The organism is Rhodococcus sp. SG20037, from assembly GCF_031763325.1.
Taxonomy (GTDB): domain Bacteria; phylum Actinomycetota; class Actinomycetes; order Mycobacteriales; family Mycobacteriaceae; genus Rhodococcus_F; species Rhodococcus_F qingshengii.
In genome coordinates this window covers 1,953,563-1,969,826 of the sequence record NZ_CP134497.1, presented here as the reverse complement: position 1 = coordinate 1,969,826, position 16,264 = coordinate 1,953,563, and the positions used below count along the sequence as shown (strand labels likewise).

Sequence of the window (16,264 nt, the reverse complement as noted above, 5' to 3'; positions counted from 1 at the left end):
TTCGCTCACATCCGGAAGACGCCGTAGGAGACCGGCTCGATCGGCGCGTTCGCGCACACCGAAAGGGCCAGGCCGAGAACAGTTCTGGTATCTGCGGGATCGATGACACCGTCATCCCACAGCCGCGCAGTGGAGTAGTACGGATTGCCCTGAGCCTCGTACTGCTCGCGGATCGGCGCCTTGAAGGATTCTTCGTCCTCGGCCGACCACGGATTACCCGCGCTGTCGAGCTGCTCGCTACGAACCGTCGAGAGCACCGAAGCTGCCTGCTCGCCGCCCATGACCGAGATGCGCGCGTTCGGCCACATCCACAGGAAGCGAGGTGAATACGCGCGTCCACACATGGAGTAGTTGCCGGCGCCGTACGAGCCGCCGATGACAACTGTCAGCTTGGGGACCCGCGCACACGCGACTGCCGTGACCATCTTGGCGCCGTGCTTGGCGATGCCGCCGGCCTCGTAGTCGCGTCCCACCATGAAGCCCGCGATGTTCTGCAGGAACAGCAGCGGCACACTGCGCTTGTCACACAGTTCGATGAAATGTGCTCCCTTCATGGCGGATTCGCCGAAGAGCACGCCGTTGTTGGCGATGATGCCGACCGGGTGGCCCTCGATGTGCGCGAAACCGGTGACGAGCGTCTTGCCGTATTCAGCCTTGAACTCCTGGAACGCGCCACCGTCGACGAGCTTGGTGATGACCTCGTGCACGTCGTACGGAGTACGGGGATCAGTCGGAACGACGTCGTACAGCTCGCTCTGATCGGCGACGGGCGGAACCGTGGAGATGACGTCCCACGGGCGCTCGGAGCGGGGGCCGAGCGTGGCAATGATGTTGCGCACGATCCGAAGTGCGTCGCGGTCGTCCTCGGCCAGGTGGTCGGTGACGCCGGAAACCTTGGAGTGCAGGTCGCCGCCGCCGAGCTCTTCCGCCGTCACGATCTCGCCGGTGGCTGCCTTCACCAGCGGCGGGCCGCCGAGGAAGATGGTGCCCTGGTTGCGGACGATCACTGCTTCGTCGCTCATCGCGGGCACGTAGGCGCCGCCCGCGGTGCACGAACCGAGAACCGCGGCGATCTGGGGAATCCCCTTGGCGCTCATGGTCGCCTGGTTGTAGAAGATCCGGCCGAAGTGCTCACGGTCCGGGAAGACCTCGTCCTGGCGCGGCAGGAAGGCGCCGCCGGAGTCGACGAGGTAGATGCAGGGAAGGTTGTTCTGCAGCGCAACTTCCTGCGCGCGCAGGTGTTTCTTCACCGTCATCGGGTAGTAGGTGCCGCCCTTGACCGTCGCGTCGTTGGCAACGATGACGCACTCGCGACCCGACACACGACCGATACCGGTGATGACGCCGGCGCCCGGGCACTCGTCGTCGTACAGGCCGTTGGCCGCCAGTGGGGACAGCTCGAGGAACGGGCTGCCCTGGTCGAGCAGCGAGTCCACGCGATCTCGCGGCAGCAACTTCCCTCTGCTCACGTGACGCTCGCGAGAGCGCTGGTTGCCACCCAGCGCTGCTTGCGCCAGTTTCTTCTTCAGTTCGTCCACCAGAACGGTGTGATCGGACCGGTAGCCCGATCCTTGCGTGATTCCACTGGGAGTCATCCCGCCGCCTTCGCCATGAGTTAATGCTCGATAACTGAAACTAGATTAACTATGATTAACTGAGTTGTCCAGAACACAAGCGAAGAAAGATCGAGAGAATGACCTCTGAGCAGGTAGCAGCTCCGACGCGACGCGATCAGATGAAGGCCGACCGTCGACGTCAGCTCTTGGACGCCGCCGCACGGTTGATCGCCGAACGCGGATTCGTGAGTGTGCGACTCGAAGACCTCGGCGCGGCCGTCGGTATCAGCGGCCCGGCCGTGTACCGGCACTTTCCGAACAAGGACGCCGTCCTCGTGGAACTTCTCGTCGGCATCAGCACGCGCCTGCACGAAGGAGGTTCTGCGGCAGCGGAGGCAGCGGACTCACCGAGCGCTGCTCTCGACGCACTGGTGGAGTTCCACCTCGACTTCGCGCTCGGCGAGCCGGACCTGATCCGCATCCAGGACCGCGACCTCGAAAGCCTGCCGGCCGACGCGCGTCGACAGGTACGCCAGACGCAGCGCAAGTACGTCGAGGTGTGGGTCGGGGTGCTCGAGCAACTCGATCCCCAACTCGATCAGGCGGACGCACGAATCAAAGCGCATGCCACCTTCGGTCTGATCAACTCGACCCCTCACAGCGCCAACCCCGCTTCGCCGGCACGCGCGCGTCGAGTCCTGCGGGATATGACGCTCGCCGCACTGCGCACCCACTGAAACCGGACACGGCACAATCGGTGGCAGACTGGTTACACCAGCTAACAGATGAGGGTGCCGAACGTGGAAGACAGCAGTGGGGTCAGCAGGGCCGATTTTGCCGAACTGCGGACCGAGTTCTCCCGCTTCATGATGTTGTACCAATTCGGAATCTCCGAACTGATGACCAAGGTGAACATCCTCAAGGACGAGTTCACTCACATCAATCAGTACAGCCCCATCGAACACGTGACGTCACGGGTCAAGTCGCCGGACAGCATCCTGCGTAAGGCTCAACGCCTGAACATCCCGCTCACGATCGACGACATCTCGAAGAACATCTTCGACATCGCTGGAGTACGTATCACCTGCAGCTTCATTTCCGACACGTACCGAATCGCCGAGATGCTCACCAGCCAGACGGACCTTCGGGTGATCGAGCGCGAGGACTACATCGCCGATCCGAAACCCAACGGCTACAAGAGCTTGCACTTGATCGTCGAGGTCCCGGTTTTCATGAGTGACCGCGTCAGGCACGTACCGATCGAACTTCAGATCCGCACGATCGCAATGGATTTCTGGGCGAGCCTCGAGCACAAGATCTACTACAAGTACAACCGCGAGGTTCCCGTCGAACTCCTCGACGAACTCACCGAGGCTGCTGCCGCGGCACACCGTCTCGATGTCAAGATGGAACGACTCAACGACGAGTTCGCCAAAATCAAAGCGCTACCGCATCCTGACGACGAAATCCTCGAGCAGGATCTGCCGGCGCAGTTCCTCGAGGCGCTGCATCTTCAGCGACGGGCGCTCTGAATTCGGTCCCCTGCCCTGAGCGAACGCGCCTTTCGGCGCATCTGAGGCGACGAGAGTGCCGTTCGCTCACAACTGGGGTCGGACAACTAGGGCAAACCAAAAGTGCGCCCTCCCGAACTTCGGGAGGGCGCACTTCGCGAATTGCGTTGGCTTGCTATTTCTTGCCAGTGACGGCGCTGTAGCCGATCGAGAGCACGGCCGCCGCGGCGATGCTGATGATCCAGCGGATCCAGTCGATTCCGCCCGTGTCGCCCTTATCCGAGATCGCTCCCCAGACCCAGTACCCGATAAGCGCTCCGGCGATACCCAGCACGACGGTCACGATCATGCCGTACTGCTGCTTACCTGGCAGTACGAGACGAGCCAGGATTCCGATGACTGCGCCGAAAATGATGGTTCCGATAATTTGCCCCATGACAGCCCCTCTCACACGTCGTGCATGCACGCGGACGGAAGATCACCGCTCAGGGAAACAATAACCACAGTCACACACAACTGTCGCTTGTTGACCGAATTGTTGTCCGAGATGCAACCTCGACGCGTTACATCCACGACATTCGCGAGTTATTTTTTCGCAATCAAGCGGACCTACCGTTCCCATCCATGCCAACTTCCGTAAAACTGCCGAACAGCGAGCTCGCGCGACTCGCCAACAAGCCGCCCTGGTACCGATCACTGTTCGTGCAATTGATCGCCGCTATCGTCATCGGTGTTCTCATCGGCTGGTTGTGGCCGGAATTCGGCGCGAACCTCAAGCCCCTCGCCGACGGGTTCATCAAGCTGATCAAAATGCTGATCGCGCCGATCATCTTCTGCACCGTTGTGATCGGGATCGCCCACGTCGGGGATCTGAAGGCCGTAGGGCGTATCGGCGTCAAAGCACTCATCTACTTCGAGGTCGTGACCACCTTCGCCCTGTTGTTCGGGCTGCTCATCGGAAATCTGATGAAGCCGGGTGCGGGATTCGACATCGATCCGGAGACGCTGGCGAACGGTGCGGACGCCGTGGCCGCCAAGACCGGAAGTGGCGAACTTCCCCACACCGTCGAATTCCTGCTCAATATCATTCCGGTGTCGATAGTTTCGGCCTTCGCCGAGAACGCACTCCTCCAAGTCCTCTTCTTCGCCGTACTGTTCGGGCTCGCATTGGCCAAGGCGGGCGAGAGTGGACCACCGATCGTGTTCGAACTCGTCGATCGTCTGAGCCATCTGTTCTTCACGATCATCGGCTGGATCATGAGACTGGCGCCGTTGGGCGCTTTGGGCGCGATGGCGTACATCGTCGGTCAGTACGGGATCGCTTCGCTCGGAAGTTACGGAAAGCTGATCGCCGCATGCTATCTCGCCGCCGTCCTGTTCATCCTCATCCTGGCCGCGATAGTCAGGTACTTCGCGGGCGTGAACCTGTGGAAGTTCGTCAAGTACATCAAGGACGAACTCTTCCTCGCTTTGGGAACGGCGTCGACCGAAGTAGTTCTGCCCCGAATCATGGTCAAGCTCACCAACGCCGGATGCTCGCGCACTACAACAGGATTGGTGGTGCCTACCGGCTACTCGTTCAATCTCGACGGCGCGACGCTGTACCTGTCGATCTGCATGCTGTTTCTGGCGCAGGCACTCGGCGTGGACCTGACACTCGGTGAACAGATCACTGCCGTCCTGGTTCTGATGCTCACCTCGAAGGGAATGGCCGGCGTGCCGGGATCGTCATTCCTGGCGCTGTCGGCCACCGTGGCCGCAATCGGTCACGGCGCAATTCCAGTTGCCGCAGTCGCTCTCCTACTGGGCGCCGATCGAATCATGGATTCGATGCGGGTGTCGGTGAACCTGCTCGGGAACTGTGTCGCAACCTTCGTGGTCGCCAATTGGGAGGGGCAGCTCGACAAGGAGCGCATGCGCCGAGTGCTCGACGGAGAAGACGTTCCACCGCTCGAGGAAGTCGATCCGATCACGGGGAAAACCGTTCCGGCACCCGAAACCGAAGGCATCCTGACCCGATAGGTAGGTGCCGGCTGCTGTTTGCACATCGGAAATCGGTGCTGAAAAGTCGCGGGGGCAGACTTCACTGGAAAATCCAGACCGACAGCTACAAAAGCAAATATTTGCAGATGGCGGCAACCTTGCCGTCAAGGGTCCGTTGAATCTACAAATATGGCACTTGCGCTGCACCGACTCCACTTCACTGAAAAGCAACTTGCGACATCTAGATATTGCCCGACGGTTGCCGCAGTGGCGATTCACAATTCAGCGAACGGGCAGCATTATATTTGCCGGAATTAGAAGGACTAAAGTCCGGTGTTCGACCGACGAATAGACTCGAGTGGGTAAAAATCAATCAGTTCCGAAAGCCTTATTCTGCATACATTTATGCCGTGCCAGCTGCACTTATGCTGATAGTTTCCCGCAATAAGCTGTTGCGGGATTGATCATATGGCCCTCGGTTCAAATTGTCCGAATGGTCACCTATTGCTATCGTAACCTTTGGGAAGGACTGGACCCAATTGCCCAGCAAAGGAATACAGTGACCGCATCCATGCAGGATATTGAACACTTGTCCACTAATCGACTTTCGGTGGTTGTTCCGGTATTCAACGAAGAGAACGCGGTTTCCGGCTGCATCGAGCGTCTACTGACCGAGTCGGAAATCGATGAGATTCTGATTGTCGACAACAACTCGACGGACGGTACTGCATCGATCATCCAGGAGTTCGCCGAGAAGTACGACAAAGTCAGATATGTCTTCGAGGCCCGCCAAGGCGTCGTACACGCCCGGAACGCGGGCTTCGACGCCTCGACCGGCAACATCATCGGTCGTATCGACGCGGACACACGGGTACAACCGGGATGGGCAGATGCGGTCAAGGGTTTCTTCCAACGCAGCACCGCTCACTCAGCAGTTGCCGGACTCACCTACCTCTTCGAATCGCCGTTTGCTCGAATCCACCGCTACGCACTGGACAGGCAGGTGAAGCAGGGGAAGTTCGATTGCGAACGTCAAGTACTCGCTGTCGCCGGAGCGAACATGGCGATCAGAAAAAGCGCATGGTTGTCGGTCCGCGAGCAAGTCAGTGACCGGCCGGACATCCACGAAGATATCGACCTTTCACTGTGCCTTCGGGAGGGTGGAATGACGATCGGACAGATCGCGGACATGCGAGCGGAAACGTCCGGCCGACGCGGCGAAACCCCTCCGTTGGAGTACTTGAAGTACAACCAAGCATCCGAATCGGTTCTGCACCTTCACAACATCATGAATTGGCGCCTCAAACTGACCATCTGGGGCGACTCGATGCTCCACGCGCTCGTGTGGCCCGTCTACCGCATCTACAACTTCGAGCAGGAGCGCCTGGAGTTCAGGCGCTTGTTCGGCATGTCGAAAGGTCGAATCATGCCAGTTCACCAGTAACCCATCGAATTTCGCTAATCACCGAAGGTTCGCAGCCACCGAATTTCACGACAGTTTCAACGCCGTGACGCGGTCTTCACTGGAACGCAACAGCACCTTCTCCCCCGCCCACAGCTCCCGCGGCATCGCCCAGGGGGTGAACTCGTCGTCCCCGTCCTGATCCACCCGAACCTCCCAACTACGTTGGCCCGTACGGACATCCGTTCCGTAGACGTTTCCCTCGTCGATAACGACATCGCCGTGCCAGACAACCTCCCCGGCGCGCTCGGCGTTTGATCGCCACAAGACCTCACCGGTGAAGAGGTCCACGAACTGGACCTCGGGCTCGGAACCGGAACGGGTCACGGCAACCACGTTGCCGATCACCGCCAACGACTGTGCGGTGTCGAAGAGTTCACTGTTGGACCACAATTTCTCGCCGGAAGTCCGGTCGAAACCGCTGTCTCCCAGAATGATCGGAGTCGATCCGCCGGCAGGTTCATCTCGGCTGTATCGGCCGCCGAAATACGAGGACTCCGAGGGGAGTTCGTCCGTCCTGGCGAACTCGCGCCCGTTCTGATCGAGCGCGTACTCACTTGTCGGACGGCCATTGCCTTCGCAACCGCCATCCGACACCAATGTCACGCCGTCCGACGATGTATGCGCGGTCGAACAGGTGGAGTAACCGTGTACCCACCGCTGTTCGCCGGTCTTCAGGTCGAATCCCAGAGACTCGTCGAGAGCGATCACACCCAGATCGCCGTGCACCGACATCACCGGATCGACGTATCCGGCTTCCCACGATCCACCGACGTCGAACGCTTTGGACCAGTTCGCTCCGGATCGTCGACGGTTCCGCTGTGCACGCGAACGTCGTTGCTCTCGATATCACCCTCGAGCGCGAGGACCGTGTCACCCGAGACAACCGCGATGATCGGTGCCCACGGTGTCTTGATGTCTCGCCGCTCTCCCGTCTCGATGTCGAACAGCGAGTACGAACCACCGGATACGTACGGCCCGGAGAAACACAGCACCGAACTGCCGAGCAGAGTCTCGGAGCAACCACCGATGTCGACCGCCGACGTGCGCCAACGAACTGTGCCATCTTCGGCGTCCAATCCGACCAATTCTGCGTCGTCCAACGAATACGCCTGACGATCCGGCATACCGATCATCGTGACCACGAGTGATCCGGCGTCGATGAATCCGCCCATGTCCATGTTGAATTCGGTGCCAACAAGTGGGCTCCGGAAGATCGCGAACTCGCGCCCGAGAATCTCGGAGGCCTCGACGCTCCATAGCGGCGACGAGATCGCTGTCGGTTCGGAACTCGTCGACGTGACCACCGTGGCGATGGCGGCAGTGACGGTGACTACGGCTGCGGCGGCCGCGATCCGAAGTCGCGATTTCGGGGAGAATCTGGTGGTCATCGAATCTCCAGGCCTTCGGTCGTCGCGAGAAACTCCAACTGCTCGAACGTCATCGGCACGTTCGGGATCGCAGCCGACGACGAAACCGAGACTTGGGTCCCATTCGGTCGGGTGACCACCACCGACCTGCTCGTTTCCTGCGTCGATTCTGCTTTCGAGCCGTCATTTGTCATGGGTACGGTCGAGTAATCCCGTTCGTCTCGCTCGATCACGGATCCATCCGGTCGCGTCACGAACTCCAAGGGGTGCCCGTCGTAGGAAGGGTCGTATTTGTTGGGCTCCGTAGGGAGTGGTTGTCCGCCGGTAATTGTCATGTTGAGCGTCGACTCGCTGTCTCCCGTCCGGGTGAGAAGTCTCTGACATGCAGTGGACTTGTCATTCTCCGCCACCGTCAGAGTGCCCGGTCCGGTATCAAGAATCGGAAAACCCGGAGATACAGCGCGCCATCTGATCTCGAGTACCGCGTTGAGACGTTCGATCGTCGCGCGATCGAGTTCAGCCACGTCGCTAGAGTCTCGAGGGATCCCGTGGCACCCGGGCGAAAGGGGTGCCGTACCCGGGGGAACTGGAGTAGTGATTCGCAGCTGTGGCATTTCGACAAGGGTTACAAGGTCGTCGAGAGTCAGTGGCACCACGCCGGAACTCTCGGCGTTCCGACCTCCGTCGTTGTTAGTGTCGTTGACATACGCCTGAATACGGGTCCCGTCGACTCCGTACAACATCGCCGACCGACCAAGGGTGCGTACACCATTGGTTTCGCTCCACGTATCCTGCAGATCCACTACCGACTGGTCAGCCAGCACCCGACGTTCGACGAGCGACCCCGCAACACACGATGGGATCGGATCAGAACTCGAGTGCAGCATCAGGCTGAGCGCGCCGATCTTCCCGTCCCGAATCAGCGTCCCGGACGCAGTGGTGGACGCCAACTCCTCGAGCGAGAAACCCTCGGGCAGCCCATCTGTGTTCGAAGGTGCAGAGATCGGCCCGAACTGCAGCGAATTACCCGGGCTGGCGAACTTCAGCTCGACATCTTTCGGGAGCGCCTGCTTGACCGCTTCCGACATCGCGGCGGCCTTGGCACTCGAGAACCACGGAAAGCGTGGATCGTCGTACGTATCAGATCCGTCGAGAATATAGGAGAAGAACGAATCCTCCTCCGGCGCTTCGACGCTTTCACAACCCGGAATCGTTGTCGGGTACACCGCGCTCGGCGTGACGTACGAGAATTCAGGCACGTCTTCCGCCGGAATCTCGTCCGGTGTGGATGTCATGGTGATCGAAGATGACGCAGCTACCGAGATGTCATCGGACGGCGAACTGCTCCACCGATCCACCAGCCCGGCAACCACTGTCCCACCGGCGATCAGGGAGACGACCGTCAGCGCGAAGGTCCACTTCTCCACCCGATTCGAATCGGTTTGCTCCTTCGACACGTACCCTCGCAGTCACCGTCACGGCTCGCCCCCGATGCGCGTCGCCTCTGGAATTCCTGTCGCGATCACAGCAATTTCTGTTACCAACCGGATGGTTTCCTATCGCGCGGGCTCCGTATGAACACAGAAGAACGGGGTGCCAGTTGCTGTGCAACCGGCACCCCGTTCTAACGACCCGAGTGCTTACACCCTCACAGGCACCTGATTCGGGTCTGGATCGGAATCCGGATCCTGCTCGATCGGAATCCGTCGAATCGCTTCACCCTCGATGTCGACGTTCGGCAGGATCTTGTCGAGCCACGCCGGCAACTTCCACGCTGAATCACCGAGAATCGACATGACCGCAGGTATCACGATCATGCGGATGATGAAGGCGTCGAAGAAGACTGCCGCCGCGAGGCCGAAGCCCATCATCTTGCTTGTCGTCTCCGAGGACAGCATGAATGCGCCGAACACGGAGATCATGATGATGGCCGCCGACGCGACCACGCGAGCACCATGGGTGTAGCCGGAGATGATGGCGTCCTTGGCCGACAATCCGTGCACGTATTCCTCGCGCATTCGCGTCACGAGGAACACTTGATAGTCCATCGCCAACCCGAAGACCACACCGATCATGAAGATCGGCAGGAACGAGATGATGGGTTGTGTGTGCTCGATCAGCCCGAAGTCGCCCTCCTGGAAGATGGCCACCGTGGCGCCGAAGGTCGCACAGACGGAAAACAGGAATCCGAGAGTTGCGGTCAGCGGCACCAGGATCGAGCGGAAGACGACCATCATGATGATGAACGCCAGCCCCACAACCACGATGAGATACGGGATGAGCGCGGAACTGAGCTTCGACGACATGTCGGCAACGATCGCGGTTTGCCCCGCTACACCGAGTTCTGCGCCTTCCGATTTCACCGTCGATCCGTAATCCCGGATCTGATTCATCAGCTCGTGGGTTTCGGGGCCGCTCGGTGACATCTGCGGGGTGACCGCGATGAGCGCAGAGTTGGCGCCCGCCATCGGGTTTGCTGCGTCCGGTCCGTTTCCGACCCACATCAACTGATCCGGAGTTGCGACGTTGTCGAGGCCCTTGATGTGCGCGACAGCGCCTTCGGCAATCGCGGTGATGTCGGTGCCGTCAGGCGCGTCGAGCACGACGAACAATTCGCCATTGACGCCTTCACCGAACCCACGTTGCAGCAGGGCAAGTGCCGGCCGCTCTTCGTCCTGAGTGAACGAGAGTCCGAGTTCGAGCTTCGTCATCGGAATAGCCGCGATCACCAGAAGCACCAGCGCAGCACCCGCGATCGGCCACGGGTACTTGGTGACTATCTTGGCCCAGCGATGTCCGTTGGATTCCATCGTCTCGGGCTCGTCACCGTGGCGCAGCCCGGGGATACGAGGCGAGAACGCGAATCGGCCGAAGATACCCAGAACCGCTGGGATCAATGTGATTGCGCCGAGCACAGCGATGATGACGGCAACCGCTGCCGAGATTCCCATCTGCGTGATCATCGGAACCCCGACCACCGCCAGGGCCGCCAGCGCAACCACCACTGTCAGGCCTGCGAATACGACAGACGAACCGGCAGTACCTACTGCGCGTCCGGCGGCGGCTTCCCTGGTTCCGCCCAGGTTGAGCTCACTGCGGTAGCGCGACACGATGAACAACGCGTAGTCGATCGAGACTGCGATGCCGATCATCGTGACGATTCCCGTGACGCCTTCGTTGATGTCGAAGAAGCCCGAGCCGAGGGTGACAGTCAGAGTGGCCAGCGCAATTCCCAGAATTGCAGTGAACAACGGGATGAACGCCGCGATGAGTGCACCGAACGCCACGATCATCACGATGAACGCCACCGCGAAGCCGAGCATCTCCGACAGACCGCCCGCGGCCTGCACCTGCATCATCGAGCCGGTTCCTTCGACTTGCAAGCCGCCGGTGCGGAACTTTGCCATCAAGTCGAGGAACGCGGTCTTGTTGGCCTGCGTCTGATCCTCGATGCGAATCGACTGATTGAGCTGGATCAGCCCGACCTTGCCGTTGTCGCCGAGAACGGCCGACGCCACCGCTGGATTGGCCTCCGCGAGAGTGACCGGATTGACGATCTTCTCGGGATCGACGATGTCCGGCAACGTCTTCGCCTGCGCGATCAACTGATCGATCTGATCGCTGTGCGCGGCAAGCCCGTCGTCTGCCGCGATGAGAATACTGGTCGACGCCTGAGTTTGCTGCTCCGCTGCAGCTGCAAAGTTCTCGTTCATCAACTCGGTCGCACGCTGTGAATCGGTGCCCGGAAGGTTGAATTCTTTGGAGAACGTCGGATTTGTGGCGCTGATAGCGCCCCCCACCACCGCGATCACGATAATCCACGCGGCCACCACAAGATACTTGTGGCGGAAAGCGAACTTCCCCAACCTGTAAAGATACGTAGCCAACGTAGGCCTCTCTCGCCGTGGACTGGTCTGTCCGAAGAACACGGAGTCTTTCGGTGCCAAGGTCATACGGTACGGACCGACCGGCTCGTTGGCACCTGGTATATCTGCGAAAACGGCATATCCGGCGCGCTCTCCGTCTCCTTTTCAGACCGCTCGGTACCGTGGACACGACACGGGCAGGCGCCTCACCAGAGCAGACGTCGCGTAGTACGAAAGGCAATCCCATGAATCACGGCCAGGCCGTCGATCGCGATCTCCTCCTTGCCGGCCAACAGCGACTCGACGCGCTGGGCCCACGATTGACGGGCTCTCCTGCACACCACGAGGTGGTGGAAGAAGTCGCGAACGAACTGACCGAACTGGGCCTCGACGTCCGGCGTGATTCACACACTTTCGAACGCTGGGATCTGCCGGCGACACCTGACGGACTTCGCATCGAATTGCCGACGGGACCGATCAGAGTTTCGTCCGCATTCCCCTACTCCGGATTGACCGGGCCACAGGGAATCTCCGCTCCCCTGGTCTACGTCAGCGCGCGACGCCCCAAGTGGTCGGCGGCAAAGGGCGCGATCGCAGTGATCGAGGTCCCGCACATCGATCTCCCCCGCAAGCTACTGGTCAGCGAGTGGGGCCCGATCGCCACCGACGAGACACTTCGAAATCCGGTTCTCTCCGCAACACTTCTGGGCCCGAAGCTCGACAAGGCCCGCAAGGCCGGTGTCCTCGGCGTGATCGCGGTGTGGCGTGACATCGCTCCGGACAACGCACTGGGACAATATCTTCCGTTCACGCAGCCATATCACGACATCCCCGCCGTCTGGGTGGCCGGCGACGAGGGCGCGAAGGTTGTCGCTGCAGCTCGCTCCGGTCAGCTGGCGACTCTGGTACTGGATGCGACTCTGCATCCGGACACCCGGACCGACACGGTGTGGGCGGTGTCCCCCGGAACCTCACCCGAAGAGACGATTCTGCTCATCACTCACAGCGACGGAACCAACGGTGTCGAGGAGAACGGCCATCTGGGAATGTTGGCGTTGGCGCGGCACGCCGTGGCGCAGCCGCATCGACGGTCGTACGTTTTTGTCCTGACGACTGGCCACCTTCGTATTCCAGCGGTGTCCAAGCACGGACAGGCAACGTCCACCTGGCTCGAAGCGCACCCCGAGATGTGGAAGGGCAAAGCCGGTCAGGCGCGCGCCGTAGCGGGGATCGCCATCGAGCACCTCGGCGCACTGGGTGATACCGAGGACAACTCGACCGGCGGCTATGCCTTGGAGACCACTCCGGAACCGGAACTGCTCTACGCGACGAGTCGGGAAGTGCACGACATCGTTGCACCGCTGTGGCGCGACATTGGAGCGGGCGATCGCCGAATCGTGGCGCCAGGACCGGTCATTCATTTCGGTGAGGGCGAACCACTGTTCGAGCGGAAGATCCCGGCGGTCGCCTTGGTGACGGCGCCGCAGTACCTGCTCGCTCTGCGCGAAGCCGACGCCGTCACGCACGTCGACCTGGACGCGATGGTCAAACAGGTCGAAAGTTTCCGCGATCTGCTCGACGCCTTCGACGCAACCGACACCGCGGCTTTCGGTCCGGTGGTCTCGCGCTCGGTGTTCGCGAAGTTCTCGGCGCTACTTCAGTTGATGCAGATTTTGTCGAAAGCCAAGAAATAGTGCTGTGCGCCTTTATTAACCGCGGGCGGTTAATAAAGGCGCCACAGCACTTGGGGTTACTTGTCGTGAATGATCACGCCACGGATGTTCTTGCCGTCACGTAGATCCTGGTAGCCCTTGTTGACGTCTTCGAGGCTGTAGGTGTTGGTGATCAGTTCGTCGAGCTTGAGCTGACCGGCATCGTAGAGACGCAGCAGTCGCACGATGTCGTACTGCGGATTCATGGACCCGAACAGCGTGCCCTTGATCGTCTTCTGGTTCAGCGTCAGGTCGGTACCCGACACGTGAACGGTCAGCTTGGCGGGGTCGGCGAGTCCCGTGATCACCACGGTGCCACCCTTGCCGATCACTGCCGTCGCTGCACTGACCACGTCCTCGTCGACGGTGCCGACAAGGATGAGCGCAGCGTCGGCACCCTGTCCCCACGTCAGCTCGTTGACCTTGGCAGCAGCGCTCTCGGCGTCTGCAAAGGCATGGGTTGCACCGAACTTCAGTGCGGTCTCACGCTTGAGAGCAACCGGATCGACCACAACGACGTACTTGCAGCCGGCCGAAACGGCGCCCTGGACGGCGTTGATGCCGAGACCACCGATGCCGTAGATCACAGCGGTGTCACCGGCGCGAAGGTTACCGGCATTTACTGCCGTTCCCCAACCCGAAGGCACGCCGCAGCCGACGACCACCGCTGTCTCCAAGGGAAGCCAGTCGTCGATCTTGACTACCGAGTGCTGAGAAATGGTGGCGCGCTCGGAGAACGTTCCCAACATGCACATTCCGCCGAAATCCATTCCGTTGCCGTGGAAACGGAAGGAACCGTCGGGCATCGAGCCTTCGAGGATGGTGGCACCCATGTCGCAGAGGTTCTGGCGACCGGTCGAGCAGTAGCGACAGGTGCCGCAGTTGGGGATGAAGCTACACACGACATGGTCGCCCGGCTTGACCTTCGTGACGCCTGGGCCGACCTCTTCGATGATGCCCGAGCCTTCGTGTCCGCCGACGATCGGGTAACGCGGCGGGAGATCACCGTCGGTCAGGTGCAGATCCGAATGGCACAGTCCGGCAGCGGTGTACTTGATCAGTACCTCACCCACACCCGGGCCGTCGAGGTCGAGTTCCATGATCTCGAAAGGCTTTCCGGGCTCGAGCAGTACAGCAGCTTTGGTCTTCACTGGTGATCTCCTTGATTGTCGGACGAGAGAATGAGCGATGGGGTCGGTCAGAGAGCGATGTTGACGGCCTTGGTCTGGGTGTAGAGATCGATAGCCGAAGCGCCGAGCTCGCGGCCCCAGCCGGACTGCTTGTATCCACCGAAGGGCATTGCAGTGTCGAAGCCGTTGTACTGGTTGATCCACACCGAACCGGCCTTCAAGCGCTTCGCCGTGCGGTGAGCCTTGGAAATGTCCCGGGTCCAGATGCCGGCGGCCAAGCCGTAGATGGAATCGTTTGCGGCAGTGATCGGTCCGTCGTCCGCGTTGAACGGCAGCGCCGCCACGACGGGTCCGAAGATCTCCTCCTGAACGATGGAGAATTCGGGCTTGACGTCAACGAAGACGGTCGGCTCGACGAAGTAGCCCTGATCGCCCCAGCGGTTGCCGCCCGTCAGTGCACGTGCGCCGTCGGCGATTCCCTCACGCAGGTAGCCGGTCACCTTGTCGAACTGCTCCTGCGAGACCAGCGGTCCGAGCTGGGTGGTGGGATCGAGGCCGGGTCCGATCTTGACCTGGCTCGCTGCGTGCGCGACGGCCTCGGTGAACTTCTCGAAGATGGTGTCCTCGACGTACAGACGAGTACCCGCAACGCAGCACTGTCCGTGGTTGAACAGCCACGCGTTGAGCGAACCCTCCACCGCGGAATCGAAATCGGCGTCGGCGAACACGATATTGGGGCTCTTGCCACCGAGCTCGAGCGTAACCTTCTTCAGATTGCCCTTGGCGGCGTCGACGATCTTCTTACCCACCTCGGTGGAACCGGTGAACGCAACCTTGTCCACGTCGTCGTGGCCGGACAGAGCAGCACCTGCATCGCCGAAGCCGGGAACGATGTTGACGACGCCGGGCGGGAAGCCTGCTTCTTCGAAGACCTCCGCGAGAAGCAGTGCGGTGAGCGGGGTCTGCTCAGCGGGCTTGAGGATCACCGTGTTGCCGGCGGCGAGCGCGGGGGCGAGCTTCCACGACGACATCAGCAGCGGGAAGTTCCACGGCACGATCAGTCCACAGACGCCGATCGCCTCACGCAGGGTGTAGGCGTGGAACTCGCCGCCCGGAGAGAAGGGCATCGACACGTTGACGGTGCTGCCTTCGATCTTGGTGGCCCAACCCGCGTAGTAGCGGAAAACGTCTGCGGCCCAAGCCACGTCGACGGCGGTGGCGATGGCAACGGACTTGCCGTTGTCGAGAGCTTCGAGCTGACCGAATTCCTCGGCACGAGCACTGAGAATGTCGCCGACGCGCCAGATCATCCGCTCGCGCTCGTTTGCCTTCATACGTGACCAGGGGCCGTCCTCGAAAGCCGTTCGAGCGGCACGTACCGCGCGGTCGATGTCTTCGGCCTGACCGTGTGCCACGTCTGCGAGCTTCTGTCCGTCAGCCGGGTTGTACGTCGCGAAGGTCTGACCCGAAGCGGCGTCGACGAATTCGCCGCCGATGTAGAGCTTCTTCGGTCCGTTCAGGAAACCCTGTACCGCGGAACTGATGGTGTGTTCGGCTACTGCCGTCATCGGAAACTCCCCTGAAGTAGTGAGGTGCGAATGTGATGCACGCCATACTTCCGCGCTTCCGGGGGTGCTAACTGTCCGAACTTTGTACAACTGAAGTCGGACAGCA

13 protein-coding genes are annotated in these 16,264 nt (G+C 60.8%); 5 read left to right on the top strand and 8 right to left on the bottom strand.

What is annotated here, in order from left to right; genetic code table 11:
* Positions 1-5 precede the first annotated feature (5 nt).
* Positions 6-1,595, bottom strand: coding sequence for a carboxyl transferase domain-containing protein (locus RHP72_RS09325; RefSeq protein ID WP_007730188.1), 1,590 nt, complete (start codon positions 1,593-1,595; stop codon positions 6-8).
* A gap of 98 nt (positions 1,596-1,693) precedes the next feature.
* Between RHP72_RS09325 and RHP72_RS09320 the strand changes: the two genes are divergently transcribed.
* Both RHP72_RS09320 and RHP72_RS09315 read left to right on the top strand, forming a co-directional pair.
* Positions 1,694-2,293 (top strand): TetR/AcrR family transcriptional regulator, encoded by a 600-nt coding sequence (locus tag RHP72_RS09320; RefSeq protein ID WP_003941968.1) that lies wholly within the window; start codon positions 1,694-1,696, stop codon positions 2,291-2,293.
* 48 nt (positions 2,294-2,341) lie between these two features.
* Positions 2,342-3,088, top strand: coding sequence for a GTP pyrophosphokinase family protein (locus RHP72_RS09315; RefSeq protein WP_019744227.1), 747 nt, complete (start codon positions 2,342-2,344; stop codon positions 3,086-3,088).
* 154 nt (positions 3,089-3,242) lie between these two features.
* Here the strand turns inward: RHP72_RS09315 and RHP72_RS09310 are convergent, their stop codons facing one another.
* On the bottom strand, positions 3,243-3,503 hold the full coding sequence (locus RHP72_RS09310) for a GlsB/YeaQ/YmgE family stress response membrane protein (RefSeq protein ID WP_003942027.1): 261 nt from the start codon (positions 3,501-3,503) through the stop codon (positions 3,243-3,245).
* Positions 3,504-3,691: 188 nt separating this feature from the next.
* Here RHP72_RS09310 and dctA point away from each other — a divergent pair, with 188 nt between their 5' ends.
* A complete protein-coding gene (gene dctA, locus RHP72_RS09305) occupies positions 3,692-5,089 on the top strand; it encodes a C4-dicarboxylate transporter DctA (RefSeq protein ID WP_037129867.1) in 1,398 nt (465 codons plus the stop codon).
* A gap of 532 nt (positions 5,090-5,621) precedes the next feature.
* Positions 5,622-6,494 (top strand): glycosyltransferase family 2 protein, encoded by an 873-nt coding sequence (locus RHP72_RS09300; RefSeq protein WP_047268954.1) that lies wholly within the window; start codon positions 5,622-5,624, stop codon positions 6,492-6,494.
* A gap of 45 nt (positions 6,495-6,539) precedes the next feature.
* Here the strand turns inward: RHP72_RS09300 and RHP72_RS09295 are convergent, their stop codons facing one another.
* From RHP72_RS09295 to RHP72_RS09280, 4 genes are all read right to left on the bottom strand, one after another.
* Positions 6,540-7,241, bottom strand: coding sequence for a PQQ-binding-like beta-propeller repeat protein (locus RHP72_RS09295; protein WP_311094595.1), 702 nt, complete (start codon positions 7,239-7,241; stop codon positions 6,540-6,542).
* 5 nt (positions 7,242-7,246) lie between these two features.
* The gene (locus RHP72_RS09290) at positions 7,247-7,903 is read right to left on the bottom strand and encodes a hypothetical protein (protein ID WP_311094594.1); all 657 of its coding nucleotides are present in this window, start codon (positions 7,901-7,903) and stop codon (positions 7,247-7,249) included.
* The gene (locus tag RHP72_RS09285; RefSeq protein ID WP_042453304.1) at positions 7,900-9,339 is read right to left on the bottom strand and encodes a hypothetical protein; all 1,440 of its coding nucleotides are present in this window, start codon (positions 9,337-9,339) and stop codon (positions 7,900-7,902) included. Before RHP72_RS09285 ends, RHP72_RS09290 begins: the two co-directional genes overlap by 4 nt.
* Positions 9,340-9,522: 183 nt before the next feature.
* Positions 9,523-11,769, bottom strand: coding sequence for an MMPL family transporter (locus tag RHP72_RS09280; protein ID WP_042453303.1), 2,247 nt, complete (start codon positions 11,767-11,769; stop codon positions 9,523-9,525).
* Positions 11,770-11,993: 224 nt separating this feature from the next.
* On the opposite strand from RHP72_RS09280, the gene RHP72_RS09275 reads away from it, so the two are divergent.
* Positions 11,994-13,442: a hypothetical protein gene (locus RHP72_RS09275; protein WP_311094593.1), complete on the top strand. Its 1,449-nt coding sequence runs from the start codon at positions 11,994-11,996 to the stop codon at positions 13,440-13,442.
* Between the two features lie 56 nt (positions 13,443-13,498).
* Here the strand turns inward: RHP72_RS09275 and RHP72_RS09270 are convergent, their stop codons facing one another.
* Positions 13,499-14,611 (bottom strand): NDMA-dependent alcohol dehydrogenase, encoded by a 1,113-nt coding sequence (locus RHP72_RS09270; RefSeq protein WP_003942086.1) that lies wholly within the window; start codon positions 14,609-14,611, stop codon positions 13,499-13,501.
* 47 nt (positions 14,612-14,658) lie between these two features.
* Positions 14,659-16,158 (bottom strand): aldehyde dehydrogenase family protein, encoded by a 1,500-nt coding sequence (locus RHP72_RS09265; protein ID WP_019744236.1) that lies wholly within the window; start codon positions 16,156-16,158, stop codon positions 14,659-14,661.
* Positions 16,159-16,264: the final 106 nt, after the last annotated feature.

Bases quoted from the DNA above. Each gene is read 5' to 3' on its own strand.
- RHP72_RS09325 (WP_007730188.1), bottom strand. From the start codon at position 1,595: ATGACTCCCAGTGGAATCACGCAAGGATCGGGCTACCGGTCCGATCAC.
- RHP72_RS09275 (WP_311094593.1), top strand. From the start codon at position 11,994: ATGAATCACGGCCAGGCCGTCGATCGCGATCTCCTCCTTGCCGGCCAA.
- RHP72_RS09315 (WP_019744227.1), top strand. From the start codon at position 2,342: ATGAGGGTGCCGAACGTGGAAGACAGCAGTGGGGTCAGCAGGGCCGAT.
- RHP72_RS09265 (WP_019744236.1), bottom strand. From the start codon at position 16,158: ATGACGGCAGTAGCCGAACACACCATCAGTTCCGCGGTACAGGGTTTC.
- dctA (WP_037129867.1), top strand. From the start codon at position 3,692: ATGCCAACTTCCGTAAAACTGCCGAACAGCGAGCTCGCGCGACTCGCC.
- RHP72_RS09320 (WP_003941968.1), top strand. From the start codon at position 1,694: ATGACCTCTGAGCAGGTAGCAGCTCCGACGCGACGCGATCAGATGAAG.
- RHP72_RS09300 (WP_047268954.1), top strand. From the start codon at position 5,622: ATGCAGGATATTGAACACTTGTCCACTAATCGACTTTCGGTGGTTGTT.
- RHP72_RS09290 (WP_311094594.1), bottom strand. From the start codon at position 7,903: ATGACCACCAGATTCTCCCCGAAATCGCGACTTCGGATCGCGGCCGCC.
- RHP72_RS09310 (WP_003942027.1), bottom strand. From the start codon at position 3,503: ATGGGGCAAATTATCGGAACCATCATTTTCGGCGCAGTCATCGGAATC.